The sequence below is a fragment of the Enterococcus sp. DIV0970a genome, assembly GCF_051711265.1.
Lineage (GTDB): Bacteria > Bacillota > Bacilli > Lactobacillales > Enterococcaceae > Enterococcus_D > Enterococcus_D casseliflavus.
The window spans coordinates 2,270,818-2,294,104 of the sequence record NZ_JBIOMF010000001.1; the positions used below are offsets into that span (position 1 = coordinate 2,270,818).

A 23,287-nucleotide genomic window follows, 5' to 3' on the forward strand; every position below is an offset into this window, starting at 1 on the left:
GGATCATTTCTTGATTTTTCGTTTTTTCTTTTTGTTTATTTTTCCACCAAAGCTGCGATTTCTTCTAGAAAAGCAGTCTTGCCATAAAAATCTGCATTCAATAACTCGGGAAAAATGGCTTCAAAGAAATAGGTCACACATGGACGATGCTGAAACGCTTTGACCGTCAAAACCGCTTCACGAAACATTTCTTTGAACACTTTGTCGGGGTTGCTTTTTGAGATCTCTTCAAAAGACTCATACAAAAGATCGATCTTATCCGCAATTGCCAAAAGCTGTCCTTCAAGGCTGTTGTCTTTGCCATCCGCCAAGCGTCTGCGATACGTCGCTTGAAAGCTTTGGGGGATTTCTTCTTCGATGAAGGCATCGGTCATTTTTTCTTCAACGGTTGATAACATCGCCCGCAATTCTTTGTTTGCATATTTGACTGGCGTTTTGATGTCGCCAATGAAACGTTCCGTGTAATCATGGTTCAAGGCTTTTTCATAAAGAATTTGCCAATCGACTTGATTTCCCGCTTGTTCTTCGATATCGGCTAAGGTCTGGGCAATCATGGTTACTCGAAACGAATGAGCGGCCACGCTGTGCTCGGTAAACTTAAAAAATCCAGGTGCTCGTTGGATTTTTTCTAAATTAGCCAATCCAAGAATAAATTCATTCAATCCCATCAGTTTGCCTCCTTTTTTTCTAAGAGTATAACAACTACTTTCTCCGCAAGCAAATATCACGCGCACAAAAAAAAGAGCAGCTAAGCTGCTCTTAAAAGGCATTCACAAATTACGCTTTGTTAACGTTAGTCGCTTGAGGGCCACGTTGTCCGTCTTCGATATCGAAAGTCACTGCTTGACCTTCTTCTAAAGTTTTGAAGCCTTCGCCTTGGATAGCTGAGAAATGAACGAATACATCGTTACCGTTTTCTGCAGTGATGAATCCAAAACCTTTGTCTGAGTTAAACCATTTAACTGTACCTGTTTCCATAATAAAAATCCTCCTTGTGTTTATACACATATTTTGCAATTACTTGTATAAGGTGAAAATGTGGAAGATGTTTAAGATGAAACAAGCTACCATAATTTACCGTAACAAAAACTACACTTTGTATTATAGCACATTATCTTCTTTATGACTAATAGAAAATCAAAAAAAATGAAAACGCCTTTATTTTTTTATGATTCGCAAAAAGACTGCTGCACTAAAGATCTGCAACAGTCTTTTCTTTTTTGGAAACGATTTATTTACGAAAGACGCAACTGCGTTTAGTAGCGCAAAATCGCCGTCAAACTTTTTTCTCCTGGGGCATCTTTTTGTTCCAAAATAGATACCTCGCCGCCGTTTTCTAAAACATCGATTGCCAGCGTATTTAACACTTGGCGACGATCGTATTCCGTGTCAGGATCTTCTCCAAACCCATCGGCGAGATTGGAAGTCGCTACAAACAGATTGGCGATTCTGCCTTCTTTAGCTGCAGGTACGATATCAACCAATTGGTCAATAAATTTCCGATCCAACAGCTTGCCGTATTCCCCAACTTCTTTTTGTGTCAACTCAGCAATCAGCTTTTGCGTACACGTTTGGATCTCTTTCAAAGATAACGATGCTGGTGAAGAGGAAATGCTTGGTTCTGCTTTGAAAAAGTTCGTTTTTGCCACTTTTTTAAACAGCGTTTGATTTTCTGGTAATGCAAACAGATACATTGGTAAATGCTCTTCGTTTGAAAAATCATTCTTAAAAAATGCATCAACTGCTTGGTAGTAGTTGACGTGATCGATCTCGACTTCTTCATCTTTGGCACTAAAGCCGTGATAAGCGACGCCTTCTCCCCCTGAGTTAGGGCCACCTTGGGCACTGTAATTAAAGTTGCCGCCGCCAGTGATTTCTTCCCCCAGCGCTTTTTCGATCGTCGTCGGTGCCTCTTCTGGCAACTCGACTTCACGCACTTGATTGTTTTCAACTTGATAGACTTGCATTGAATCGCGATTCAACGCTAAGAGATAAAATGGGTAATTAAATTGTGCGTTTTTGATGACAGCTAATACATACGGGGTTTCCCCTACGTAATATTGATCATCCACACGAATACTTAACCGATGAACTAGTACATCTTCTGGTGTGATAATCACCGCCACACTCGTTGTACTGTTACGCCAAAATGATTGATCTGCAAGCAGTTCATCAATTTTCGTTTGAAAAAGATCCCAAGAATGTTCTGGGTATTTCTTTTCAAAGCGGCGCTTCGCATCTTTGGCAAAGTTCTTAAATTTGATTTGATCCTTTTCGACATTCTGGTGGCCGACATGCGTATTGAGCATGATCGTGACAAATGGTCCTTTGATTCCGTCAGATATTACCTGCGATAAAAAACTTTTTCCAAATTTTCCCATTCCACATTACCTCCTGCTTAATCAAATACAAATAAAGTGTACCATGCTTATTTTCTTCCATAAAGTAAAACGATTGCACGCGTTTATTTCCTCATTCGTTTTTCTGATTACTCACTATACTGGCTATTTTTCAGCGGATCAGCCAAGGTATTTCTGGTGGCCCATAGAAAGCCTCGTTTGGTCCAAGTCTGAATGGTGGGCTCTTCTAGCTCTTTTAGACTGTGTCCAACGGATTGGAAAAAGACTCTGCCCTTGCCCCATTTTTTGATCCACATCATTGGCAGTATGACGTCTTGGTTAGCTGCATTCGGATGATCTTTAGCGGCAAATTTTGAGGTAGCTAACACAGTGACGGCTGGATCAACCAGACAATAGTATTGCTCCGTCGTAAACTGAGGGATCGATTGAGTATTTGCCGTAATATAGTGATCTGTCGTAAGATCGATGCTATAGGTAGTTTCCAATCCACCAGGATGTGCCAAAAAACAGCTGCCAGTCAGAAACAACCAGCCTTTACTGGCTTGAAAAGCCGAGGCAAAGCCGCCATGAACCCCTGCTAATCCTAACCCTTCTGCTACAGCCTGAGTGACATTTTGCAGCGGCTCATCAGGCAATTCTCCTCGCGTCCAATTCATGATCAACAGATCCAGCCTTTTTAATTCTTCTTTATGATAGAGAGGTTCAAAATCTGAGGCGAGTGTCACCTGATATCCTTCTGACTCCAGCAACGTTTGGTAAAACTGACTGGTTTCTTTTGGGGCGTGTCCTTTCCAACCTCCGTAAATGATCAATGCTTGTTTCATTTTGTGTTTCCTCCTTTCTTTCTAACTTAGCGAAAAAAACGCAAAAAGCGAAGCAGAACGATTCTCCGTTTTCCTTCGCTAGTAATTTTTTCTGATTTAACGGTTGATTGAACGCCCGACACGATTGATCGTATGGCGCATACCTCTAATTGCAACTGATGTTTCGAAAATATTTTCGGTCGGTGCCATGCCGCCATAGCCAGCATCACCAATATGCTGCAGATCGACCCCACAAGTTTTGTTGATAATGGCTAATTGTCGCAACGTTTCTGGACGCGCGCTTTCTTGACTCGTTCCGATCGCTGACATCGTCAATAAGTCATATTGTTTGGCAATTTGAACAGCTTCGATCAGATCCTTTTCTAGAAAGCCTTGAATCGAGCCCACGGAAGGCAGTAACAAAATATCTGCCCCAGCTTCAGCGTAAGAAATGATGGCTTCTCGATCAACCACAGGTTCATCTGAGCCGGCACTGTGCATTTTTCCAGCGATGATCAACCCAGAGAAATGTTCTTTTGCCAATTTTACTGCTTTAGCGATTTCTCGGTTGGTCACACCCGTTCCAGGATTGCCTGTAAAGCAAAGAAAGTCCACCCCGAGTTCTTGCGCTTTTTTGATGGTGTCAACCGAACTTGTTCGGCCTTGACTGATGCTGATCTTTTCACTCATCATTTCCGTCGTAGCTGGGATCGGCTCAAGATTGATGCCGACAGGTCGTCCAATCAGTTGTTTTAGTTGAGGAATCGGATTTTTAATGGGCTGTGTAGGATCAAGCAGCTGCTCCAATGTGATACCAGGCATCCCAAAAATAGCTGGACGATAACAATCAAAGCCATTCAACAAAATCAAGTCAGCCCCAAAAGCTGCCGCGACTTCTGCGTTGGTGATGTCGCCAGCTTGCGGCATGGTTTGAACCACCGTTTCACAGACGATCACTCGTCCTTCGCTCGCTTTAATGGATTGTTTCAATTCTTGCGCCGACATTTCTTTGATTTCACTATAGTTTGCACTTATCAATCGTTTGACCATGTTTTTCTTCCTTTCTTTTCCTTCTCATCTTGCGAGAAACACGAATAACAGGTAAAATATAGCTATTGTGTTCCCTTAGTTAAATGGATATAACAAGTCCCTCCTAAGGATTAGTTGCTGGTTCGATTCCGGCAGGGAACGTTTTTTGAAGAAAAAGATTCCTTATTTTTAAGGAATCTTTTTTTGTTGGAAAGCAAATACCTCTGCCTCGATTTGCTTAGAAATAATCTTCCAGAATCGGCTTTCCGTCTGGTAAGTTTTCCTGAATCATCACTGCAGCTTCCTTCTCCGTTTCCATTTGCTGGAAAAAGACCAAGGAATCAAGGGATTGTGCCTGCAAGAATAGTTGCACAAAACGCTGAATCGACAAGGTTGCTTTTGGCAGCTGGGTGGCAGTCGTTTTCGTGGCATGATGCTGAGCGTTTTCGATCGTCACTTCATAACACCCATTATTCCATGGGGCATATTCATCCCCTTGAATTTCTATGGCAAAACGACCAGCTTTTTTCAACGTAAATGGATAGCTTGCTAGAAACCCTTCCACATCGACGACTCTTGCCATCATGTCCGGGCGCACTTGGTAGTGAGCCAATGGTTTGGCTGCATTTACTTGCAGGACTTCCCCATCAACCCCTGGTCGATAATGGATCTGCGCTACTGAATCTGCATGGGAAACGATAAACCGATTGAATCCTTGATACGCGTCAGCGGTCAAATAGCCCCACTCTTGAATATCAAAGCGTCCTCCTTCAACAAAGTAGATCAAATACCCTTCAGGAACGCCCGCTTCATTGCGATAAATCGCAAACGTATACGGTCTGCGCAAAACAAACTTGATTTCTTCCCACCAGGCTTGGCGAATCAGCCCACCTTTTTGATGGCGAGGCAATTGATGATAAATCTCGTGAATGATCGGCTGTGCTTCCTCCCAATTCATGCGTTGAATCCTTCCGTTCACTTTCTTGCCATCGGGCCATTGATGCGCATCAACTTCATAAACGGTGCGTTCAAAGGTATATTCATACCCATATCTGCGATAAAACGCAAAGGAGAAAGGTGCCAGATAGGACAGAACGATTTTTTGTTCATAGCAATCTTTAATGATTTGTTTCATGATCCGATCGATCCGACCTTGGCTGCGATACTCTGGATAAGAAGCCACAAAACCGATCCCTGCCATTGGATAAGTCGTTCCATGAAAATTCACATCAAAAATAGTTGCCATGATTTGGCTCGCTAGTTTTCCATCCTCGTCGTAGGAACCATAATTCCATGAATTCTCCGCCAGCTTGCGATAGCGCTTGATATTTGTTTCATTCAACTCCCACTGAAAGGCATAAGAAACCAATTCCAGTACTTCTTGCGAACCGAATTCGGTCATTTTTTTGACATCTGTCATTCCTTCATCTCCTCTACTTGAAAACACGCAAGAAACGCAAAAAAGGCGTCAGTCGACCCCTTAATATGCTTCTTCCATCATACTCAACATTTTTTTAAATTGCTTGCGTTTGAAATATCCTAGAATGGTGCCTAAGAGCATGTCATTCAATTGCTGCATGAAGCCATGTGATTTCATGGTTTCCGTATAAATGACTTTACTGCTCTTTTCATCAAGCGGCGCTACTTCATAGCGAGCGACAAATTCATTTTTCGTCGTTTCTGTTTTGAATTGATAAACTTGATTTTCAATGATTTCTTCGATCTCGATCTTCGCACGACTCGTAGTAGAAAATTCCTTTACATATTGAAATCCTGCCAGTTGCTTTCTAGAAAGTGTTTTTCCAGTTGCTTTTCGTACGTCAAAGATAACAGAATCCATAATTTGATCGTAAAAGACAGTTGCTGGAATCGATAAATCTTTTTCAATTCTCATTAAGACTTCCTCCTATCTGACTCTTCGGCTTTCTTCTTTCCTTTCATGAACAAAAGACTGCCAGAAATAAGCAAGAAAATACCTGTTGTAAAACTGAATATATCTAACTGCTGATTACTTGGATTCATACTGTATAGGACTACGAGTAGACCGATACTACATATAAACAAGCCGTTTTTTATCATTTTCAATCATCCTATCTATTCGTTGATCCACAGAGAACCTACTCAAACACCAACTGCTTGAAAGTATAAAACAGAACCCCAAGGCTGTGCTTTGATCAATTCTTTTGCTTTTTTTGCCGCCGCTTCTGAATCGGAAGCTGTGGTAGTAAAAATAAGTTTAATCCCTTGTTTTTCTTTGAATGTAAAAGAAATTCCATCTTCGTTATATCCTTCAAGTAATTCTTTGATGGCATCTTGCTGCATTGCACTTGCTATTGAAATCATATTCTTTTCCTCCTAAATAATCAATAATAAAAGGAGGAGCTGCTTTACTTCAAGCGAAGCCATAGCAGTTCCTCACAATCTACAGGTCTATTCGCCTAGTTTTGGATCAATTTTATTTGCTGAAATAACGAACGGCGCCCAAATGAAGAATGTAACGACCATACATACCAACGTTACGATTGGGGCACGCCAGTCAGCTCCTGTTGCCAAGAATGATAGCAACATTGGTGGAACGACCCACGTTACTTGTTGTGAAACAGGTGCTACTAAACCAAAGTACGTTGCTAACCAGCCGATTGAAGTGGCTACTAGCGGAGCAATAATGAACGGAATAAACATGATCGCATTCAATACGATTGGCAGACCGAACATTACCGGTTCATTGATGTTGAATACACCAGGTCCGATTGACAATTTTGCAACAGTTAGATAATCCGCACGTTTTGATAGGATCAAAATAGCAATCAGCAATACAATTGTACCACCTGAACCGCCAAACCAAGCAAATGAGTCAAAGGATCCGCGTACCCACATATATGCCTTGCCGTCTTCGATTGCGGCAAGGACCGCGTTTGTCCCAGTTTGTCCTTCATATCCTTTTTGGAAGATATCGATATTGATCAACTGCGCTTGTCCCCAGATACCTTCTAAAACTGGAGCCAGTACGTTTGGACCATGGATTCCGAAGAACCAGAAAATTTGAACAAAAACAGTTACGATCAAAACTGCGCCAAGTCCTTGAGACAAGCCCAGGAATGGTTCTGCAATATATTTTTGGACAAGATCAATAATTAATTGTCCATCAGTTAGTTTACCGACAATAAAGTTAATAATAGCAATGACATATAAGGCGATTGTTGCTGGCAAAATCGCTGCGAACGCTTTCGATACTGCTGGCGGTACTGAATCAGGCATTTTGATAGTGATATCAGCTAACATCAATTTACAGAAAATAATAACTGAAATAGCCCCCATGATCATTACGGTAAAATAAGCGTTTCCGTTTAGATGATCGAGTTTTAACCAACCCCATCCACCTGCTGTAATTGCATCTGCTGTTGCAGACCATCCGGAAGTTGCTGACCCAGCATTGATTTCATCCATCAAAGCTGTTGGAACAGCTGTCGCCACAGAAGTGCTGTATGAAAAAGCAATCCCTTGAATCAATGTCGCTACCCCAACGATCCCACCTGCGAGATCATTCACTCGATAAGCACGAGCCAGATTATATCCCCAAGAAAAGGCAAATACTAAACCAGCAACAGCCAATGTACCATTCCATACGAAGCCATTGATACTAATAATTTCACGAATAACTGGAATGGTACTGGCATCATAACTCGGCCAAAATTGCGGTGGTAAGTCACGAATGATCGCGTTGATCATTACTGCGATCGAACCAGCCATAGTAGCGGGCATTGTTCCAATAAAGGCATCACGTAATGCAACTAAGTGCTTCTGGGCTCCAATTTTTGCAGCTACAGGGAGAATGTACTTCTCCATCCAACTTGTTAATCCATCCATTCTTAATTCCTCCTATAAGTTCTATTCGTCAAAGAAGATTTTTTGATTCATCGACAATAACTACTTCTATCCGTTCAAAGATTATTCGTTATTTAGACGTCGATAGACATCAATGATTTCTTTCGCTAAATCGGTAAATGCGATTGACGTCATTAGGTGATCTTGTGAATGCACTGTCAACAATGTCACGGTCATATGATTGCCTTGCGCTTCTTGTGTCAATAATCCTGTTTGCGAATGATGCGCTTCCACAAGAGATGCTTCAGCATCTTTGATTTTTTGGTCAGCTAATTCGAAGTCCCCTTCTTTTGCTGCCGCGATTGCTTCCATTGCGTCACTTTTTGCATTACCACCATACATGATCAATCCCATAATGGCTTCCAAATTTTGCTCATCCATCTTTAAAAATCCTCCTTACACTTCGATCCTAAAAATCTTAGTTCATTAATGTTTCTGCTTGTTGCAATACTTTTTCGCCGTTCATCATGCCATAGTCTGCCATGTTGATCACGTCCAAAGGAATGCCTTTTGGTGCTAGTTTTTGTTCAAATTGTGATTTCATGAATCGTACTTGTGGTCCTAATAAAAGAACATCGACTGGTTTCGACTCCAAATGTTGGTCGGCTTCTGAAGCTGAAACAGCAAAGATATCTGCTTCCATTCCTTTTGCTTCGGCTGCTTTTTGCATTTTCGTCACCAATAGACTGGTACTCATCCCTGCTGAACAAACAAGCATAATCGTTTTTTTCGCCATCGCGTATCCGCTCCTTTCTGTTGTAAGTTACACTTTACTATAAAGCAAAAAGCGTGCCAAAAAAAAATAAGTCCAGACCTTTATCTATCAATGGTCTGAACCAATTTTTCTTTTGCACACTCACGGATTTTTCATTACACACTAATATTGTGTGCGGATTCATCATAACTTTTTATTTCATTTTCTAAGAACATTTGTGTTAAATAGGCGATCTCATCTTCAGAGATTTTGATTTGATAGTTTTTCTCTATCTGCAATAAATGAGTTCGCAACACATCTGTTTCGATACGATAGCGTTTTTGGAAGGCCGCCAAATTGGGAAAAGTACGGGAATGTTCCTTCTTCAATAAACTTTCCACTAGAAAGGCTAAATGAATCACTAAGCCCGCGTCAACGGTAGGTTCAACAATCACATGCAATTGATTTTGAATTTGATGAACGATTCGCTGCAGACTTTCGATCAGATGATAGACGGACCCCACATGCGTTAAAGTATTTTCTAATGAACGTACGATTTTTTCGATCGGCACTTCATCTGAAACGATCCGCTTCAGTACATTCAACCGATTGTCATCAAAGACATCATAGGCGGAAAAGAACGGGATATTTTGATAATCGATCTCGACGGTGCCCGCAATGGCTTTGATCTCATATTCTTCTAGCAAGCCATCAATATGTTTCTTGAAGGTTTCTTTTTCAATAAATTGCATTTGAATGATCTCGACTTTTGATTGATCGACGACGGGATAAATTCGTTGATAAAGTTTGGCAGCGACACCTTCTCCAGTAAAGCAAGTGACGATGACTGCCTTTTTATTCCCCTTCGCTTCGCGAACTGTGCGGAACTGTTCTTGCACGATGGTTTCAAAAGAACGCTGAATGTTTTGATAAATGTCTTCTAAACTTCGGCCACTTTCCGCCATTCGCAAAGCCTCTAAGACGATCATCGTACTGACCATCGAGATGGCTTTCGTACGAATCCCGGTCTCTTCAGAAATCAAATTCGCAAATGAATTGAGGGAACCCATATCAGTTAAAAGCAATAAGCCGTTGCTCATCTTTTCCTTATTGTCAGTGACATAGTTCAATAGCTGCTCATACATTTGACCGACTTCCATATCCAAAGACATATTCATCGCTTTGCCGTGGTCGGTTTCTAGCAGCTCTTGTGCCGTTTCCAACATACTGCTGGCAGTCGCTTTGCCGTGCATCAAGACAATGATCTCGACTTTTTCAAGGGGCAGTTGCGAGGGTTGTTTGACTTGAATCGCTAAAAACATACTGATAAAGCCGATCTCATCGAAGGGGATCTCGACATGGCGTTCTTCTTCGATAATGGTCGATAGATCCATTGCCACCTGGAACTCGGATTTCAAGTTTTTTCTGACTGTATTCAAATCTGGGTGAACGATCATATGTCCTTCCTTGACACGTTCCAGTGTACTTTGTAGATGCAGTGCAAAGGCAAAGCGGGCTTTTTCACTATAGGTTCGAGACAATCTTTGCCCAGCTAGATCATAAAGAACATTTGTCAGTTTCCAAATGTCTTCTGGAATCAGTTCTTTATGAACGGGATTTTGGATCAATTCTTCGACATACTTTTCAAAGTACGCATCGACATCTTTAGAGATCAAATTTTCTAGATCGACATTGGCTACGCCCGTTTCAATCAGCGAGCTGACTTTTTCTTCGATCTCGTTATATACTTGCATATTCCGTTGTGGATCACGAGACCAGACGACATCTGGGTCGCCGGGTTCAAAACTTAGAAAGTCGCCTTTGCCATCCAAAAACCGATCCAATCGTTCCGACATTTCTTTGATCTTCAACAAGCCTTTTTGAACTTGTAGTGAGCAATCCCCTTTTCGAATCAGCAAGTGTTTTTTTCCATAGGTTCGATAATGCAAAAATGCTTTGGCACAGACGAGTTTAAGGTCGCGCTTGATTTGACCAATGTTGCCTTCTGCATCATAGAGCATAAAGGCCAATATCGCATCTCGTTCCACATCGATTCGTTGATTCAGTCGGGTCGCCTCTTGCTTGATAAACAACGAAATGATTTCATACCGTTCATCTAAGGAACGACTTTCCACATTTGGCAAAGTAATAGCCATGGGAATTCGCCGATTGAAGGTCGTCAAAAAGGTTTCTGATGATTCAGTGGTGGCACCGATGATCTGCACGGCGGCTTCATGAACTTGATTACTTTCCCCTAATGGACGGTAGATCCCTTTATCAATGAAGGTAAAGAGCATTTCTTGGCCTTCTGGTGGCAGTCGATGGATCTCATCTAAGAACAGGATGCCGCCATCGGCTTTTGCCATCAACCCCGGACTATCTTCTGCCGCACCAGTGTAGGCGCCTTTTTTGATGCCAAAGATGTGTCCAAACAACAATTGCGGATTTTGTGCATAATCCGCACAGTTAAAGGACACGAATGGGGCATCTTTTTCTAACATATTTGATTCAACCGCAAAGTGATACATACATTCGGCAAATAAGGATTTACCGGTACCTGTCTCACCAAAAATAATGGTATGGAGTCCTCTAGGCGGATATAAGATCGCCGCTTTGGCTTGCTGGATACTTACTTTCAAGGAAGCTTGGACTCCAACCAGACTTTCAAAACTAACTTCAGAGGAAACATCCACATGGACCGTTTCTTCTAAAGGCTCATAAACAACCGGACGGCCGGAACGTTTGCCGATTTTCTTTTCTTTATAAAGCTCACTGAGATAACGGCTTGCATTGCTGCGATCGATTTGTAAGATTTTAGCGACATCAACTGCGGTCAACCCTTGCTTATGCAGTTCGATCGTTTGAAAAATCTCTTCTTTTCGCGAATTCATTCGATAGCCTCCTCATTTTTTTACACACTAATAATAAACAACGTTAATGGTAACACAAAAAGACGCTCAATGGCGTCTTTTTCCTTTGTCTTTTTGCTTTTTCGTCTTTTTCTTGCTCTTTTTGACAGGAGTGTGTAAATTTTCAGGCGTTTTCTTGGAAATTTTCTGCACACTTGCTATTTTCATTTCTTTCTTGCTTTCTTTTTCGACAACAGGTGCTTCTGTGTGTAACTGTCCCCCATGCAGATAAACTTCTTTGAGTTCTATGGACAACTGATTCGCGATTTTTTTCAAATCCTTCAACGAATGGTCTTGAACGATCGTGACGACGGTTCCTTCTTTGCCCATTCTTCCAACGCGTCCCGCGCGGTGTAAATAGGATTCTTTTTCTAAAGGGACTTCTGTATTGATGACGTAAGGCAGATCCACGACATCTAAGCCGCGAGAGGCGACATCGGTTGTCAATAGTTCCACTAGTTTTCCTTGACGAAAGCTCTCTAATGCACCTTTTCGTGCAAGTTTGTTTTGATCAGATGCCAAAGAGGCCACCGGCAAGCCATGAAACAATAGCTTTTCTTCCGCATTCCCCATTGTGCTTAATTCATTGAAGAAAACCAAGGCTTGAAAGTTTGGTAAATGAGCAAAGCGTCTTAAAGCATCCACGATTCGTCGTTGCGGATAGTTCAAATAGTAATGATGGATGACGCCTTTGCTCTGATCTTCTTGGGTAACATCAATGATCAGCGGCTCTTTTGTCACCAATGGTCGAATCTCATCGATCACTTCGTTCGCGGTTGCTGAAAAGAAACTACGCTGGATTTGTTTTGGTAATGTTTGATTGATCTTGGCTGCCAAGGTGAAGGCACCCTCTTTCAATAATTGGTCAACCTCATCCAATACCAACGATTGCAGCTGCTGGGTCTTGATTTTTTTGGCTTTGATCAACTCTAATACACGCCCTGGGGTACCGATCAAGACCTCGGGTTTGTCTTTTAGTTTTTCCACTTGGCGTTTTGTACTTGCGCCGCCAATTAGCGGCAGAACGGTCAAACCAATGGCTTGGGCCCATTCCCGTGCTACTTCTGTGACTTGCATCGCTAATTCTTGTGAAGAAGTCAAAATCAACAGCTGATTGCCTTGCTTTTTTTCAACCTTCGTTAACAATGGCAAGAGATACGCCAAAGTTTTACCTGAACCGGTCGGTGAGATTCCTATGACAGACGCGCCGTCTTTTAATGGACCAAAGGTTTTTTCTTGGATCAAGGACGGTGCGTGATACCCGGCCGCTTGCCATTTTTCCTGCCAGACGTCTGGCAATTGTGTCAATTCAAATACTGTCATAAATGTTCCATTCCTTATTTTTTATCTGCATCAAAAATGATGTCGGCCTGCTTACGCATCAAAGAGACGGTTTCATTGACACTGCGGGCAAGTTCCACCCATTCCTCATAGCGTTGTCCTTGTTTAGGATCATCTTTGTTTTCAATGATGTCTGCAAAGTCTTGCGCTTCTTCGATCATCGGATTGTCTAAAGCAGCGACTGCTAATGGATGTGTTTGTTTTGTTTGGCGTTCATAAAATGCTGCTTCTTCAATAGCATTGACAGCATTCAAATCTAATGTCCCGTCTTCAAAATAAATTTCTGATCGTAACTCTGAATCAGCGATTTTGCCTGTTTGGATCGTGACATCAAAATCAGCATAGCGCAGCACAGCAGTCCCGATACCATCTACACCGGTCGGTAATTTAAGCGCAAAATAATGAACGTCCTGCGGTTTACCAAACCAAGCGACCGCCGCATATACTGGATACACACCCAAGTCGGCTAAAGCTCCGCCAGAAAAATGTGGAGAAAAGATATTTGGTTCCTCCCCAGCTAGTACAGCGTCATAACGAGACGAATATTTCATATAAGAAAAGTTCGCCCCAAGAATGGCACCGCGTGTCGGTAAGAATTCGGCTACGGTTGAAAAACTCGCTTCATGAATGTTGCGAGCTGCTTCAAAGAATAAAACCTGTTGTTGGTTTGCTAGGTCAATGATCTCCGCCATTTCCTCAGGTGTTGAAAAGGCTGGCTTCTCCACAATGACATTTTTTCCTGCTAAAATCCCTTGCTTGGCTTGTTCAAAGTGCAAACTATTCGGAGACGCGATGTAGACCGTGTCCATATGAGCTAACCCCAAAAAAGTGGCCAAATCGGTCGCATATTCGATGTCCCCGTATTTTTCCCCAAAGCGTTGCGCTGTGGCTAATTTCCTTGAGTATACGGCTACCAATTGATACCGTTTGGTTTCGTGGGCTGCTTGTACAAATTGATCGGTGATCCAATTTGTGCCGATAATCCCTAAATGAATCATGTGTTTTCCTTCTTTCTCCTATAGATTGGGGTCGTCAAATTCGACGTTCAAATCAAAAGGGATCGGTTCTTTAACCGCGATCATCCCATGGTTTACTTGGCAATTATAAGCAAACACTTCGACACCTTTGCTTTGCGCTTCAGCGATCTTATCAGCCAGATCCGGCTGCATCTGTCGATGGATCGTGGCGATTTGCACCACTTCAAATTGGATCATGAACAAAACCGCCGCATAATAGCCTGCTTCTTTGGCATGGATCAATTCATTGACGTGTTTCAAGCCGCGAATCGTTGGCGCATCTGGGAAAGCGCCGATTTGCTTGTTTTCAAGTGTCATCCCTTTAATTTCTATAAAACCTTTTTCTTGTTCGTCTGTTTCAAAATAAAGATCAAACTTAGACATCCCATAGACGACTTCACGCCGTAAGAGGGCAATTTTCCCTTTGATATTTGGCAACTGGATCGTGCCATCCAAAAGGCCTTCATAGCCTAACCGATTGGGTACTTGACTATCAATATTGATCCATTGGTCTTCTTTCTTGACTGAGATCAAATCGTAATTGGTTTTACGTTTCGGATTGTCCCAATATTGGAGGGTCACGAGTGCCCCTTTGTGCAATAGTTCTTTTCCTCGTCCCGTATTTTTCACATGGACGATCACTTCTTGCCCATCGACTAGACATCGGGCAATGAATCGGTTGTCTCGAACGAGAAACGTGGCTAAGAGGGTATTCGGATAATTCATTTTCTCACCTGCTCTTTTGAATCATAGCATATTTTGATAAAAACTTCTAAACTTCAAACTAAAGTACCATGCTTTTTTACCTTCTCATGGTATACTTATGGCAATTATTTTCTAGTGTGCAGAAGCGGGCATCTTGTTCACATGGTGCAACTAGATGAATCGTAAGTGATAGGACGTGTATAAATGAAGAAAAGGTCTCTATTGATTGGTTTATCTCTAGCAACGGGAGTGGTCAGCTCCTTACTGTTGCGAAAGGAAAAACAAAAAAATGAAAGCCGCCAAAATTTCATTGGAAATTGGCGTTTTACTTCAAAGACAAAAGAAGATATCATTTTAGAAATTGCCAATGATTATTCATTGACCATCGAAGGCAAACCGTTGCCTGTTTCCATTGTTGAACTGACTCCGACGCGATTAGTGTTACTGGACACATTTGGCTATCATTTAGTTCTGGAACAAAAAGGCTCCGTTATTACTTTATATGATGAAGCAGAAGATTGCCACTATTCTTTGACAAAAATCACCTAAGGGACGTGAGAACATCGAGTTCATGTTTTCTTCACATTTTCTTCGGTCAATTCTCAGACTTTTTATCAGCATTTCCTGGCAATCCATGCTATCATTAACTTAACAAGTGGTTGAACAAGGTGTTCCGTTGAGTGATGTTTGATCGTTCATAGATTAAGGTGTAGGTTCGATTCCTACCTTCCACATTTATTTTAAACAGAAAGAAGGGATTTTTATGTTAACGACCTTTATTTCACTCTTTTCCATCTTTGCTTTAGCTGCGTTACTAGCTGGGACATTCTTTTTAGCAAAATTGGCCATGCAACAAGAAACGAGAGCAGTGAAAGTTCCCGTCAGAGCCCAAAACCAAAACCCGAGAATCCATTCCAATCGTCGCTAAGTGAAATCGTTTGACCCGATGTCAATTCAGAAAAACTTGTCTTCTTTATTAAATAGGAAGGCAAGTTTTTTTTGCTGTCTGTTGCCCTTAGGTCTTCTAGTTTGTAATGGCTTACCAACGCCCATTCCCTTTTTGAGCGGTCTTCTCGCAATTAAATGCTAAGTTTTCTCTTAGAGTATTGCAACAGCGGATACTCTTTGTTAAAATTTTTGCTTAGATACAACTTAAAAGGAGCTACTACATATATGCAGAAAATAACCAAGTTCGGGTATTCCTTCGTTGCTGCTTTGGCAATCCTCTTTGCTGCTGTCGGCATCCCCCTCGTTTCATATGCTGATGATACAGCAATGAGCATCGAAGAGATCCAAGATTTTTCGATTGACGCCAAAGCCGCCTACTCCATTGATTTTGACACAGGGAAAGTGTTGTATGATCAAGATGGCGAGACAGCCATGGGTATTGCCTCCATCACCAAGATCATCAGCCTCTACCTTGTCGCTGAGCAAGTAGAACAAGGAACGATCGCTTGGGATGATCCTGTGCCGATTTCCGATTATGCCGCAAATCTCAGCGTGTCCCCTAACTTATCAAATGTCCCTTTGCATCAAGACGTTACCTATACTGTAAAAGATCTGTATGATGCCAGTTATATCCAATCTGCAAATGCTGCAATCGTCGCGCTCGCGGAGCTGATTGCTGGGTCTGAAAGTGCCTTTGTGGATTTAATGCAAGAAAAAGTGCAATCATGGGGCATCACCGATGCAAAGATCGTCAATGCTTCTGGCTTAAACAATGCTTATCTTGGGGAAAATATTTACCCAGGATCAACTTCAACTGATGAAAACGAACTATCCGCAAAAGATGTGGCATTGATTGCCCGTCATTTGTTACAAGACTTTCCAGATGTTTTGGAAGTAACCAGCCTTTCAACAAAACAATTTGGTGAAGGTTCCTATTCGCCTGTCGAGATGGTCAATTGGAACTGGATGCTTCCAGGTTTTACGAATACGAAAGATGGTGTCGACGGTCTGAAGACTGGTACGACAGATATGGCAGGCGCCTGCTTTGTCGGAACCGCCGTTAAAGATGGCCAACGAATCATCACCGTGGTGCTAAATGTCAATGGTCATGCAGAAAATCCTAGTGTTCGTTTTATTGAAACAGGCCGTTTGATGGATTACTCGTTTGACGCTTGGGAACAAGTAGAGATTTTACCAGAAAATGCGCAACTAGAAGATACCCAGACGGTTGCAGTCAAAGATGGGAAAGAATTGAGTGTGCCCGTTGCCTTAAATCAAGGTTTGACCTTATGGGTACGTGGAGATATGGATGCCACAGCCTTTGAAACAACCATTGACTTTAATGAGCATTATCGTGATTCTGCCCTGCAAGCGCCATTGACTGAGGGCACAGAAGTCGGTACCGTAAGTGCTTCGATTCCAGCTGATACGCTTGGTTATATTGATGATTCCGATCATGACGAGACTGCAGGATTGATCACAACACAAACTGTGGAAAAAGCCAACATCTTTGTTCGTGCTTGGCGCGGCGTGTCCAACTTTTTCAGTAATCTTTTTTAACCTAAACGAAAAAATCTGTCCGAAGCAAAGACTGCTTCTCGGACAGATTTTTTTTATTCTACTGTTTCCACCGTTGCTGTTGCCAATGGCTCCACAGGGAAAAACAATTCAACTTCCCCTTCCTTAAAATGAGGAAGATACCTTTCTTGGATGGCTGCTGACAACTGGACGTTGTTTTCTGGTAAAACTTCCATCAGCATTTTTTCAGTCATCATCGTTAAGTTTTTTTCATCTGTTTTTACAACGAGATAGGTCATTGCGGGCATTTCCCAACGGACCCAACCGACAGGAGGAAAATTTTCTGTCTGGACTTGAACGCCTGCCAAGTAGCGACCGGTTTCTTGCCAAGGCTCTAACCAATTGGTGCCATCACTCATCAAGCCCCAAAATTCCAGTTCTTCTGCCTTTTGATCACTTACGAGAAATTCGATCTCTTCAAAATCCTTTGTTGCAAGTTCCCAAAGCGCTGGTACCCAAGAAGCACCTTCTTCTGCTAACCCCTTGCCCTCTTTTCCAATCACATAAAAAGCGGGTCGTTCGACGCGAATCACTTCACCTAATTGCATGTTCCTTCCTCCTTCTTTCCTTCATTTTAGCGAATTGCAAGAAATTCAGCAACTTTGACCTTAGCAACAAGCAATTTCTGCCATTTTTCGGTATACTAAGTGTATCGTTAAAGGAGTGAAAAACATGGATTTTACGCAATTGCTGATTTTTGCCATCAGCTATGTGTCGGGCGTGATCGTCGTTCAAAAATGGCGCAAGAAAAAAGATGATCCGGATATTTTCTTTTTTGAATGTTGTTGGACGATTCTAGCCCTGCTAATTTATTTAGCTGTCTCAGAATTACGGACAGGTAGTTTCTTTATTCTGATACCCGTCGCCTTCGCCGGCCTTTTTTTATTTTCTTATCGGCGCAACAAGCACCAACTCATAAATGGCTTACTTTTTAATTTGTTCGTGCTGGCTTTTGGCGGCTACTTAGTCATTAATTTATACCGAACCCAAGACATACTCGTAGGTGGTTTACTCGCTGTATTACTGGCAATCTTCGTTGCTGTACTATTATTCGGTTTGGCAACACTCGTGGTCTTTCTTTACTGGAATTCCATTATCGTACTACGAAGAGAATCGCGATCGATCGCCAATTTGTTAACCCTGATTTTAGCAGTGGTTTTGACCGTTTTACTATTTTCAGATACCCTTTTGCACTTTTTCCCAGATTGGATCCGAACCTTATTCGGCATTGTTCCCCTAAGTCTTTTGTATCTGTTTGTAGTCTTTTTGAACTTTTTATCCATTTCCGTCATTTATCAGTTCAACCATCCTCGCTATAATCAGGACTTTATCATCGTCTTAGGTGCAGGCCTTTTGAATGGCACCACGGTATCCCCTTTATTGGCAAAACGCATCAATACAGCAATCTCGTTCTACGAATCGCAATTTAAAGCGAAAAAAACCGCGCCTCGATTACTGATGTCAGGCGGACAAGGAAGCGATGAGCAGCTGCCGGAAGCTGTTGCTATGAAAGAATATGCGATTGCCCAAGGCGTACCAGAAGGTGAGATTTTAGTGGAAACAAATTCCACGACTACTTATGAAAACATGAAATTTTCGAAAGAAATCATGGATTCACTTAAGCCAAACGGCTACAAAGCAATCTTTGCCTCAAACAATTACCATATTTTTCGTGCTGGTCTCTATGCAGATCAAGCCCAACTTAAAGCGGATGGTATCGGAGCACCTACTGCCTTTTACTATTTACCGAATGCCTTTTTAAGAGAATTTGTAGCAATCCTTTTTATGCACAAAAGACGACATTTAACGGTATTGATCACCTTACTGATTCTCTATGCAGGAGCAGCGATCCTCCAACTTATTTTTGGCTAAACAAAAAAAGTTCTTTGAACCAGTTGGTTCGAAGAACTTTTTTCTTATTGAATCGTGCGATGTTTCTTCCAGAAGCGTTGTTGCCATTTTTCTTTCATGCTGTCTGTAAGGGGTTCTGATGCTTCTTTGATCGCACAATATTTGTCCACCATCGTGACGATATAGCTTTCTTTATAGCGTGGCGGTGCAATCGTTGCTCCCCACATATGTTTCAAGATGATATCTTTTTCAAGATCACTAAGTTCAGTGATTTTTTCGGCATTTTTTACTGCGATTCGTGGATGCATGTACGCATGGGTACCTTCGTCAAACTTTGTAGTACGCCAATCGTAATAAAATAAATCATGAAGGAGTCCTGCACGAGCTGTTGCACGAGCATCGCCGCCCCATTTCTTGGCCAATTTGTAACTATAATAAGAGACGCTGATCGAATGTTCCAAACGTGTGGAGTTCATATGCTGCACAAAATTGGCTAATTTTTTTACAGCTTCTGTTTCTAACAGGTCAGCCACGTAAGACATATATTCGCTATCTTCTTGCCATTTTTCTGTCATAAATTTTTGTCTGCCACCTTTTTTGATCTGCTTGATTGTTACAAGACAAAGTATAGCACCTATTCCTGCAAGTTTCTAGGTGAGGTGCAATAGATTCAAATAGTTTAACAGTTCCTTAAAAATCTAGCTGACAGCAAAATACATCAAAATACCTGCCGCAATGGCGACGTTCAATGATTCTGCCTGACCATAGATAGGAATATATAGATTTTTATCGGTCAATGCCAACAGTTCCTGATTGACCCCTTGCCCCTCGTTGCCTAAAATGAAGGCAGCCGCTTGTCCTTTAGGAAGCTCGGTATAAGGGACTGCTTCTTTGTTTAACTCGGTGCCATAAATCGCCACGCCAGCTGCCTGCAGCTGCTTTAGAAATGGCGGGATCGCTCCTTCTACGATCGGCAGATGATAGTTGCTACCTTGCATGCTGCGCAAGACTTTGGTGCTGTAGAGATCGGCTGTTCCTTCGCCGAGAAAAACCCCGCTGAATCCAGCGGCATCCGCTGTTCGAATCATGGTGCCAACGTTTCCAGGATCTTGCACATTATCTAAAATCAGCCAATTGCCCGTCAGTGTCTGTAAGTCTTGTTCTTGCTTTTCCACCACGGCAAAAATCCCTTGTGGTGTTGGCAAATCAGAAAGCATCGCTGCGATCTCCTCTGTGATCAAATAGCTTTCTTCCTGATAATCATCGAGTTGCCCGTTGGCTTCACTTAACCCTCGCGGGGTCACCAACAATGCTTTGATGGGTACTTGTGCATGCAATGCTTCTTGCACCAAATGCCAGCCATCGATCAAATAGGTATTGGTTTGTGTCCGATGTTTTTTTTGTGTTAGTTTTTTGATTTCCTTGATAAAGGTATTTTTTTTCGATTGAATTTCTTTCATCTTGTCACCTCGATTCATTATAGCATGAGTCAATCGATCTAACTTGTTCTTTTACTGAAAAAACGCTATCATATAAAGCAGAGGAGGGATTGTCCATGAAGAAACTACGAATCCATGTACAAGGACGTGTCCAAGGCGTCGGCTTTCGTTATACCACAAAAATGCTTGCCGATCAGTTGGGCGTCACCGGATCTGTAAAAAACGAAGCGGATGGTTCTGTTTCGATTGAAGCAATTGGCGATGACAAAGCCATCGATGCCTTTGTTGCTGGGGTTAAGGATTCTCCTTCACCCGCTGGGAAAGTAAATCAGATCGACATCCAACCAGACGATGCCATCAAAGAGCGTCGGAGTTTTGATGTAGTGTACTATTAACAATTGAATGTTTTCTAAGTCGAAAGATTGATTTTTCAATGAATTTCTCTTTGTACATTGAAATAGTCGGTCTTTTTTAGTATAGTTATTTTTGTCTAAATTTATTGTGAAGAGGAAGAATAGAATGTCTAAAATGAATAAATGGCTGCTTTCATCAGGATTATTTGGCCTGTTATTAGCATTATCAGGCTGTGTCAGTACCAATGCTGATGGTACGCCGAAAGAAACAGGAATGATTTATCGCTTTTTGGTGAAACCATTAGGGGATATGATCACGATGCTCGTAGAAAACTTCAACTGGTCTTACGGCTGGGCGATCATCGCCGTAACGATCGTTGTCCGTGTCATTATCTTACCATTAGGGATCCATCAGTCTCGAAAAACGATGGTTCAAAGTGAAAAAATGCAGTTTCTGAAACCTCAAGTGGATATTGCACAAGCCAATTTGAAAAAAGCAACCACTCGGGAAGAACAAATGCAAGCGCAAGCGGAGATGCAAAAAATTTACTCTGAAAACAACGTCAGTATGTTTGGTGGTATCGGATGTCTCCCTTTGCTGATTCAGATGCCGATCTTCTCTGCTCTTTATTTCACCGCTCGTTACACACAAGGAATCCAAAACTCTGAATTCTTTGGCGTATCATTAGGCGACCCAAGCATCCTCTTTGTGGCGATTGCTGGTCTTTCCTACTTGGCACAAGGATATATCTCAACCATCGGGATTCCTGAGGAACAGAAAAAAACGATGAAAACCATGTTGATCGTTTCTCCATTGATGATCGTTTTCATGTCCATGAGTGCACCAGCTGGTGTGACACTTTACTGGGTAGTTGGTGGGGTCTTCAGTTGTATCCAAACGTTTATCACGAATGTCATCATGAAACCAAAAATTCGTGCCCAAGTCGAAGCGGAAATGAAAGCAAATCCGCCTAAAACGGTAGTTACGCCTCGTAAAGACGTAACGCCTGAAAAAACAGAAGCTGTCAAAAAAGCGTTGAACACGACAAAGCCTAACGGAAAAGGTCGTAACGCTGGCAAGCAGCAACGGAAGTAATTCTTGACCAAATCGCTCATTGGGCGGTTTGGTTTTTTGTTGTTTTCAAATGGGAATCAGTTGCTTCTTCTATTGCCTTTCGCTATAGTAAATGAGAGGTGAGCGCATGTTTCAAGCATATATCAATATTTTTGTCATTTTCAGTCTCATGTTTATCGGTTATTGGTTGTCTTACAAACAATGGTTTTCTAATCGAACCGCCGATACGTTTTCAAAACTGGTGTTAAATGTCTCATTACCCGCCAATATGTTTTTGACGATCATTAAAAACTTTACGAAAGACGAGTTTCTCTCATTAGTTTCCGGGATGATCATCCCTTTGCTTTCCATGATGATCACTTACTTCGCCGGTTATTTATGGCGCCGTTTCGCGCAAGTTGAAACCAAACACCAAGGGGCATTTTCCGCCATGTTTACCTTTTCCAATACGATCTTCATCGGCTTACCGATCAATTTAGCCATTTTTGGTGAAAAAGCCGTTCCCTATGTATTGTTGTACTACATCGTAAATACGACATTATTTTGGACCATCGGTATTTTTGAGTTAGCAAAAGATAACCCCGATTTCGGCGAAGCCCGCATTTCCTTTCATCCATTGGTCATGCTAAAAAAGATTTTTTCGCCAGCCTTGATTGGTTTCATTATCGGCTTGATCTGGATGCTGTTCACATTACCACTGCCCTCCTTTGTTGATGGGCTTGGAAGCTACCTAGCAGATTTAACGACGCCTCTATCAATGTTTATTATCGGGATCATCGTGTACTTTGGCGGGCTCAAGAACTTGCGAATGACCAAAGACATTGCTGGTGTCCTGTTTGGTCGCTTCATTCTTTCGCCTCTCGTTGTATGGCTATTAAGCAGAATCATCCCTGTTCCTGAATTGATGCTTTCTGTGTTTATTATTCAAGCCTCTATGCCCGTCCAAAACTCTGTCCCGATCCTTGTACGAAACTACCAAGGGGATGAAGAATTTGCAACTTCATGTCTAGGCTATTCCGTATTACTGTACATGGTGTATCTGCCTGTTTTGCTTTTTTTCTTTTTTTAGCTAGTTAACGAACTTTGTCGAAAAATACTCGTTACCAAAGGCATTCGCTTCTTTCGGTAACGAGTATTTTTCTTCTCTTTGTATGGTAAAGGTTCGATTGATTCGCTGTCCAAGCGGCAACTCCCTTATGATTTGTCACTATAGACCACGATTTTTCTGATTTTCGCCAGATTGTGGCTGCTTAGGTTATCTTCATAAACAAGACAAAAAAGCCCATCATACAGAAACTAGC

26 protein-coding genes and 1 tRNA gene are annotated in these 23,287 nt (G+C 41.9%); 8 read left to right on the forward strand and 19 right to left on the reverse strand.

Translation table 11 applies throughout. From position 1 onward, the window contains the following. Nucleotides 1-35: 35 nt before the first annotated feature. From IGK14_RS10815 to IGK14_RS10835, 5 genes are all read right to left on the reverse strand, one after another. Nucleotides 36-668: an HD domain-containing protein gene (locus IGK14_RS10815; protein WP_010749341.1), complete on the reverse strand. Its 633-nt coding sequence runs from the start codon at nucleotides 666-668 to the stop codon at nucleotides 36-38. A gap of 109 nt (nucleotides 669-777) precedes the next feature. Continuing rightward, nucleotides 778-978, reverse strand: a complete 201-nt coding sequence (locus IGK14_RS10820) for a cold-shock protein (protein ID WP_003126918.1) — start codon at nucleotides 976-978, stop codon at nucleotides 778-780. 278 nt (nucleotides 979-1,256) lie between these two features. Then, nucleotides 1,257-2,381, reverse strand: coding sequence for a baeRF6 domain-containing protein (locus tag IGK14_RS10825; RefSeq protein ID WP_005229492.1), 1,125 nt, complete (start codon nucleotides 2,379-2,381; stop codon nucleotides 1,257-1,259). 107 nt (nucleotides 2,382-2,488) lie between these two features. Continuing rightward, the gene (locus tag IGK14_RS10830; RefSeq protein WP_010749340.1) at nucleotides 2,489-3,184 is read right to left on the reverse strand and encodes a ThuA domain-containing protein; all 696 of its coding nucleotides are present in this window, start codon (nucleotides 3,182-3,184) and stop codon (nucleotides 2,489-2,491) included. Nucleotides 3,185-3,280: 96 nt separating this feature from the next. Continuing rightward, complete coding sequence (locus tag IGK14_RS10835) at nucleotides 3,281-4,213, reverse strand: DUF7916 family protein (RefSeq protein WP_010749339.1); 933 nt, start codon at nucleotides 4,211-4,213, stop codon at nucleotides 3,281-3,283. Between the two features lie 69 nt (nucleotides 4,214-4,282). On the opposite strand from IGK14_RS10835, the gene IGK14_RS10840 reads away from it, so the two are divergent. Then, nucleotides 4,283-4,354: transfer RNA gene (locus tag IGK14_RS10840), tRNA-Arg, on the forward strand. Between the two features lie 76 nt (nucleotides 4,355-4,430). Here IGK14_RS10840 and IGK14_RS10845 read toward each other — a convergent pair. The 11 genes from IGK14_RS10845 to sfsA all read right to left on the reverse strand — a co-directional run bounded on the left by IGK14_RS10845 (nucleotide 4,431) and on the right by sfsA (nucleotide 14,763). Next, complete coding sequence (locus IGK14_RS10845) at nucleotides 4,431-5,612, reverse strand: GNAT family N-acetyltransferase (protein WP_010749338.1); 1,182 nt, start codon at nucleotides 5,610-5,612, stop codon at nucleotides 4,431-4,433. Between the two features lie 60 nt (nucleotides 5,613-5,672). Continuing rightward, complete coding sequence (locus tag IGK14_RS10850; protein WP_010749337.1) at nucleotides 5,673-6,086, reverse strand: DUF3284 domain-containing protein; 414 nt, start codon at nucleotides 6,084-6,086, stop codon at nucleotides 5,673-5,675. Further along, nucleotides 6,086-6,271, reverse strand: coding sequence for a DUF3188 domain-containing protein (locus IGK14_RS10855; protein WP_010749336.1), 186 nt, complete (start codon nucleotides 6,269-6,271; stop codon nucleotides 6,086-6,088). Before IGK14_RS10855 ends, IGK14_RS10850 begins: the two co-directional genes overlap by 1 nt. 42 nt (nucleotides 6,272-6,313) lie before the next feature. Continuing rightward, complete coding sequence (locus IGK14_RS10860) at nucleotides 6,314-6,535, reverse strand: hypothetical protein (protein ID WP_010749335.1); 222 nt, start codon at nucleotides 6,533-6,535, stop codon at nucleotides 6,314-6,316. 87 nt (nucleotides 6,536-6,622) lie between these two features. Continuing rightward, nucleotides 6,623-8,059 carry a PTS sugar transporter subunit IIC gene (locus IGK14_RS10865; RefSeq protein WP_010749334.1) on the reverse strand — a complete coding sequence of 479 codons (1,437 nt, stop codon included), beginning with the start codon at nucleotides 8,057-8,059 and terminating at the stop codon, nucleotides 6,623-6,625. A gap of 81 nt (nucleotides 8,060-8,140) precedes the next feature. Then, nucleotides 8,141-8,458, reverse strand: coding sequence for a PTS lactose/cellobiose transporter subunit IIA (locus tag IGK14_RS10870; RefSeq protein ID WP_005229473.1), 318 nt, complete (start codon nucleotides 8,456-8,458; stop codon nucleotides 8,141-8,143). 37 nt (nucleotides 8,459-8,495) lie between these two features. Continuing rightward, entirely contained in the window at nucleotides 8,496-8,813 is a 318-nt protein-coding gene (locus IGK14_RS10875) for a PTS sugar transporter subunit IIB (RefSeq protein ID WP_005229471.1), read from the reverse strand. A gap of 134 nt (nucleotides 8,814-8,947) precedes the next feature. Beyond that, nucleotides 8,948-11,662: a sigma 54-interacting transcriptional regulator gene (locus tag IGK14_RS10880; protein WP_010749333.1), complete on the reverse strand. Its 2,715-nt coding sequence runs from the start codon at nucleotides 11,660-11,662 to the stop codon at nucleotides 8,948-8,950. Nucleotides 11,663-11,728: 66 nt separating this feature from the next. Further along, a complete protein-coding gene (locus tag IGK14_RS10885; protein WP_010749332.1) occupies nucleotides 11,729-13,003 on the reverse strand; it encodes a DEAD/DEAH box helicase in 1,275 nt (424 codons plus the stop codon). 14 nt (nucleotides 13,004-13,017) lie between these two features. Next, nucleotides 13,018-14,019, reverse strand: coding sequence for a Gfo/Idh/MocA family protein (locus IGK14_RS10890; protein WP_438712228.1), 1,002 nt, complete (start codon nucleotides 14,017-14,019; stop codon nucleotides 13,018-13,020). 18 nt (nucleotides 14,020-14,037) lie between these two features. Then, entirely contained in the window at nucleotides 14,038-14,763 is a 726-nt protein-coding gene (sfsA, locus tag IGK14_RS10895; RefSeq protein WP_010749330.1) for a DNA/RNA nuclease SfsA, read from the reverse strand. A 183-nt stretch (nucleotides 14,764-14,946) separates the two neighbouring features. Here sfsA and IGK14_RS10900 point away from each other — a divergent pair, with 183 nt between their 5' ends. The 3 genes from IGK14_RS10900 to IGK14_RS10910 all read left to right on the forward strand — a co-directional run bounded on the left by IGK14_RS10900 (nucleotide 14,947) and on the right by IGK14_RS10910 (nucleotide 17,250). After that, nucleotides 14,947-15,291, forward strand: a complete 345-nt coding sequence (locus IGK14_RS10900) for a DUF4828 domain-containing protein (protein WP_010749329.1) — start codon at nucleotides 14,947-14,949, stop codon at nucleotides 15,289-15,291. A 214-nt stretch (nucleotides 15,292-15,505) separates the two neighbouring features. Further along, nucleotides 15,506-15,670, forward strand: coding sequence for a hypothetical protein (locus tag IGK14_RS10905; RefSeq protein WP_005229460.1), 165 nt, complete (start codon nucleotides 15,506-15,508; stop codon nucleotides 15,668-15,670). Between the two features lie 245 nt (nucleotides 15,671-15,915). Beyond that, nucleotides 15,916-17,250 carry a serine hydrolase gene (locus tag IGK14_RS10910; protein WP_010749328.1) on the forward strand — a complete coding sequence of 445 codons (1,335 nt, stop codon included), beginning with the start codon at nucleotides 15,916-15,918 and terminating at the stop codon, nucleotides 17,248-17,250. A 53-nt stretch (nucleotides 17,251-17,303) separates the two neighbouring features. On the opposite strand, the gene IGK14_RS10915 is transcribed toward IGK14_RS10910, so the two are convergent. Next, complete coding sequence (locus IGK14_RS10915) at nucleotides 17,304-17,816, reverse strand: GyrI-like domain-containing protein (RefSeq protein WP_010749327.1); 513 nt, start codon at nucleotides 17,814-17,816, stop codon at nucleotides 17,304-17,306. 124 nt (nucleotides 17,817-17,940) lie between these two features. Between IGK14_RS10915 and IGK14_RS10920 the strand changes: the two genes are divergently transcribed. Further along, nucleotides 17,941-19,140: a YdcF family protein gene (locus IGK14_RS10920; RefSeq protein WP_010749326.1), complete on the forward strand. Its 1,200-nt coding sequence runs from the start codon at nucleotides 17,941-17,943 to the stop codon at nucleotides 19,138-19,140. Nucleotides 19,141-19,184: 44 nt separating this feature from the next. On the opposite strand, the gene IGK14_RS10925 is transcribed toward IGK14_RS10920, so the two are convergent. Both IGK14_RS10925 and IGK14_RS10930 read right to left on the reverse strand, forming a co-directional pair. Then, the gene (locus IGK14_RS10925) at nucleotides 19,185-19,694 is read right to left on the reverse strand and encodes an HD domain-containing protein (protein ID WP_005229452.1); all 510 of its coding nucleotides are present in this window, start codon (nucleotides 19,692-19,694) and stop codon (nucleotides 19,185-19,187) included. A gap of 123 nt (nucleotides 19,695-19,817) precedes the next feature. Then, a complete protein-coding gene (locus IGK14_RS10930) occupies nucleotides 19,818-20,579 on the reverse strand; it encodes a TrmH family RNA methyltransferase (RefSeq protein ID WP_010749325.1) in 762 nt (253 codons plus the stop codon). Between the two features lie 95 nt (nucleotides 20,580-20,674). Between IGK14_RS10930 and IGK14_RS10935 the strand changes: the two genes are divergently transcribed. From IGK14_RS10935 to IGK14_RS10945, 3 genes are all read left to right on the forward strand, one after another. Then, nucleotides 20,675-20,953 (forward strand): acylphosphatase, encoded by a 279-nt coding sequence (locus IGK14_RS10935; protein WP_010749324.1) that lies wholly within the window; start codon nucleotides 20,675-20,677, stop codon nucleotides 20,951-20,953. A gap of 124 nt (nucleotides 20,954-21,077) precedes the next feature. Further along, complete coding sequence (gene yidC, locus IGK14_RS10940) at nucleotides 21,078-22,007, forward strand: membrane protein insertase YidC (RefSeq protein WP_010749323.1); 930 nt, start codon at nucleotides 21,078-21,080, stop codon at nucleotides 22,005-22,007. Nucleotides 22,008-22,113: 106 nt separating this feature from the next. After that, nucleotides 22,114-23,055, forward strand: a complete 942-nt coding sequence (locus IGK14_RS10945; protein ID WP_010749322.1) for an AEC family transporter — start codon at nucleotides 22,114-22,116, stop codon at nucleotides 23,053-23,055. Nucleotides 23,056-23,287: the final 232 nt, after the last annotated feature.

What these genes read in the sequence shown, in the direction of transcription:
- IGK14_RS10910 (WP_010749328.1), top strand. Translation starts at nt 15,916, where the DNA reads ATGCAGAAAATAACCAAGTTCGGGTATTCCTTCGTTGCTGCTTTGGCA.
- IGK14_RS10890 (WP_438712228.1), bottom strand. Translation starts at nt 14,019, where the DNA reads ATGATTCATTTAGGGATTATCGGCACAAATTGGATCACCGATCAATTT.
- IGK14_RS10935 (WP_010749324.1), top strand. Translation starts at nt 20,675, where the DNA reads ATGAAGAAACTACGAATCCATGTACAAGGACGTGTCCAAGGCGTCGGC.
- IGK14_RS10855 (WP_010749336.1), bottom strand. Translation starts at nt 6,271, where the DNA reads ATGATAAAAAACGGCTTGTTTATATGTAGTATCGGTCTACTCGTAGTC.
- IGK14_RS10835 (WP_010749339.1), bottom strand. Translation starts at nt 4,213, where the DNA reads ATGGTCAAACGATTGATAAGTGCAAACTATAGTGAAATCAAAGAAATG.
- IGK14_RS10920 (WP_010749326.1), top strand. Translation starts at nt 17,941, where the DNA reads ATGGATTTTACGCAATTGCTGATTTTTGCCATCAGCTATGTGTCGGGC.
- IGK14_RS10870 (WP_005229473.1), bottom strand. Translation starts at nt 8,458, where the DNA reads ATGGATGAGCAAAATTTGGAAGCCATTATGGGATTGATCATGTATGGT.
- IGK14_RS10830 (WP_010749340.1), bottom strand. Translation starts at nt 3,184, where the DNA reads ATGAAACAAGCATTGATCATTTACGGAGGTTGGAAAGGACACGCCCCA.
- IGK14_RS10880 (WP_010749333.1), bottom strand. Translation starts at nt 11,662, where the DNA reads ATGAATTCGCGAAAAGAAGAGATTTTTCAAACGATCGAACTGCATAAG.
- IGK14_RS10915 (WP_010749327.1), bottom strand. Translation starts at nt 17,816, where the DNA reads ATGCAATTAGGTGAAGTGATTCGCGTCGAACGACCCGCTTTTTATGTG.
- IGK14_RS10815 (WP_010749341.1), bottom strand. Translation starts at nt 668, where the DNA reads ATGGGATTGAATGAATTTATTCTTGGATTGGCTAATTTAGAAAAAATC.
- IGK14_RS10885 (WP_010749332.1), bottom strand. Translation starts at nt 13,003, where the DNA reads ATGACAGTATTTGAATTGACACAATTGCCAGACGTCTGGCAGGAAAAA.
- yidC (WP_010749323.1), top strand. Translation starts at nt 21,078, where the DNA reads ATGTCTAAAATGAATAAATGGCTGCTTTCATCAGGATTATTTGGCCTG.
- IGK14_RS10845 (WP_010749338.1), bottom strand. Translation starts at nt 5,612, where the DNA reads ATGACAGATGTCAAAAAAATGACCGAATTCGGTTCGCAAGAAGTACTG.
- IGK14_RS10900 (WP_010749329.1), top strand. Translation starts at nt 14,947, where the DNA reads ATGAAGAAAAGGTCTCTATTGATTGGTTTATCTCTAGCAACGGGAGTG.
- IGK14_RS10850 (WP_010749337.1), bottom strand. Translation starts at nt 6,086, where the DNA reads ATGAGAATTGAAAAAGATTTATCGATTCCAGCAACTGTCTTTTACGAT.
- IGK14_RS10945 (WP_010749322.1), top strand. Translation starts at nt 22,114, where the DNA reads ATGTTTCAAGCATATATCAATATTTTTGTCATTTTCAGTCTCATGTTT.
- IGK14_RS10875 (WP_005229471.1), bottom strand. Translation starts at nt 8,813, where the DNA reads ATGGCGAAAAAAACGATTATGCTTGTTTGTTCAGCAGGGATGAGTACC.
- IGK14_RS10820 (WP_003126918.1), bottom strand. Translation starts at nt 978, where the DNA reads ATGGAAACAGGTACAGTTAAATGGTTTAACTCAGACAAAGGTTTTGGA.
- IGK14_RS10860 (WP_010749335.1), bottom strand. Translation starts at nt 6,535, where the DNA reads ATGATTTCAATAGCAAGTGCAATGCAGCAAGATGCCATCAAAGAATTA.
- IGK14_RS10865 (WP_010749334.1), bottom strand. Translation starts at nt 8,059, where the DNA reads ATGGATGGATTAACAAGTTGGATGGAGAAGTACATTCTCCCTGTAGCT.
- IGK14_RS10925 (WP_005229452.1), bottom strand. Translation starts at nt 19,694, where the DNA reads ATGACAGAAAAATGGCAAGAAGATAGCGAATATATGTCTTACGTGGCT.
- sfsA (WP_010749330.1), bottom strand. Translation starts at nt 14,763, where the DNA reads ATGAATTATCCGAATACCCTCTTAGCCACGTTTCTCGTTCGAGACAAC.
- IGK14_RS10905 (WP_005229460.1), top strand. Translation starts at nt 15,506, where the DNA reads ATGTTAACGACCTTTATTTCACTCTTTTCCATCTTTGCTTTAGCTGCG.
- IGK14_RS10930 (WP_010749325.1), bottom strand. Translation starts at nt 20,579, where the DNA reads ATGAAAGAAATTCAATCGAAAAAAAATACCTTTATCAAGGAAATCAAA.
- IGK14_RS10825 (WP_005229492.1), bottom strand. Translation starts at nt 2,381, where the DNA reads ATGGGAAAATTTGGAAAAAGTTTTTTATCGCAGGTAATATCTGACGGA.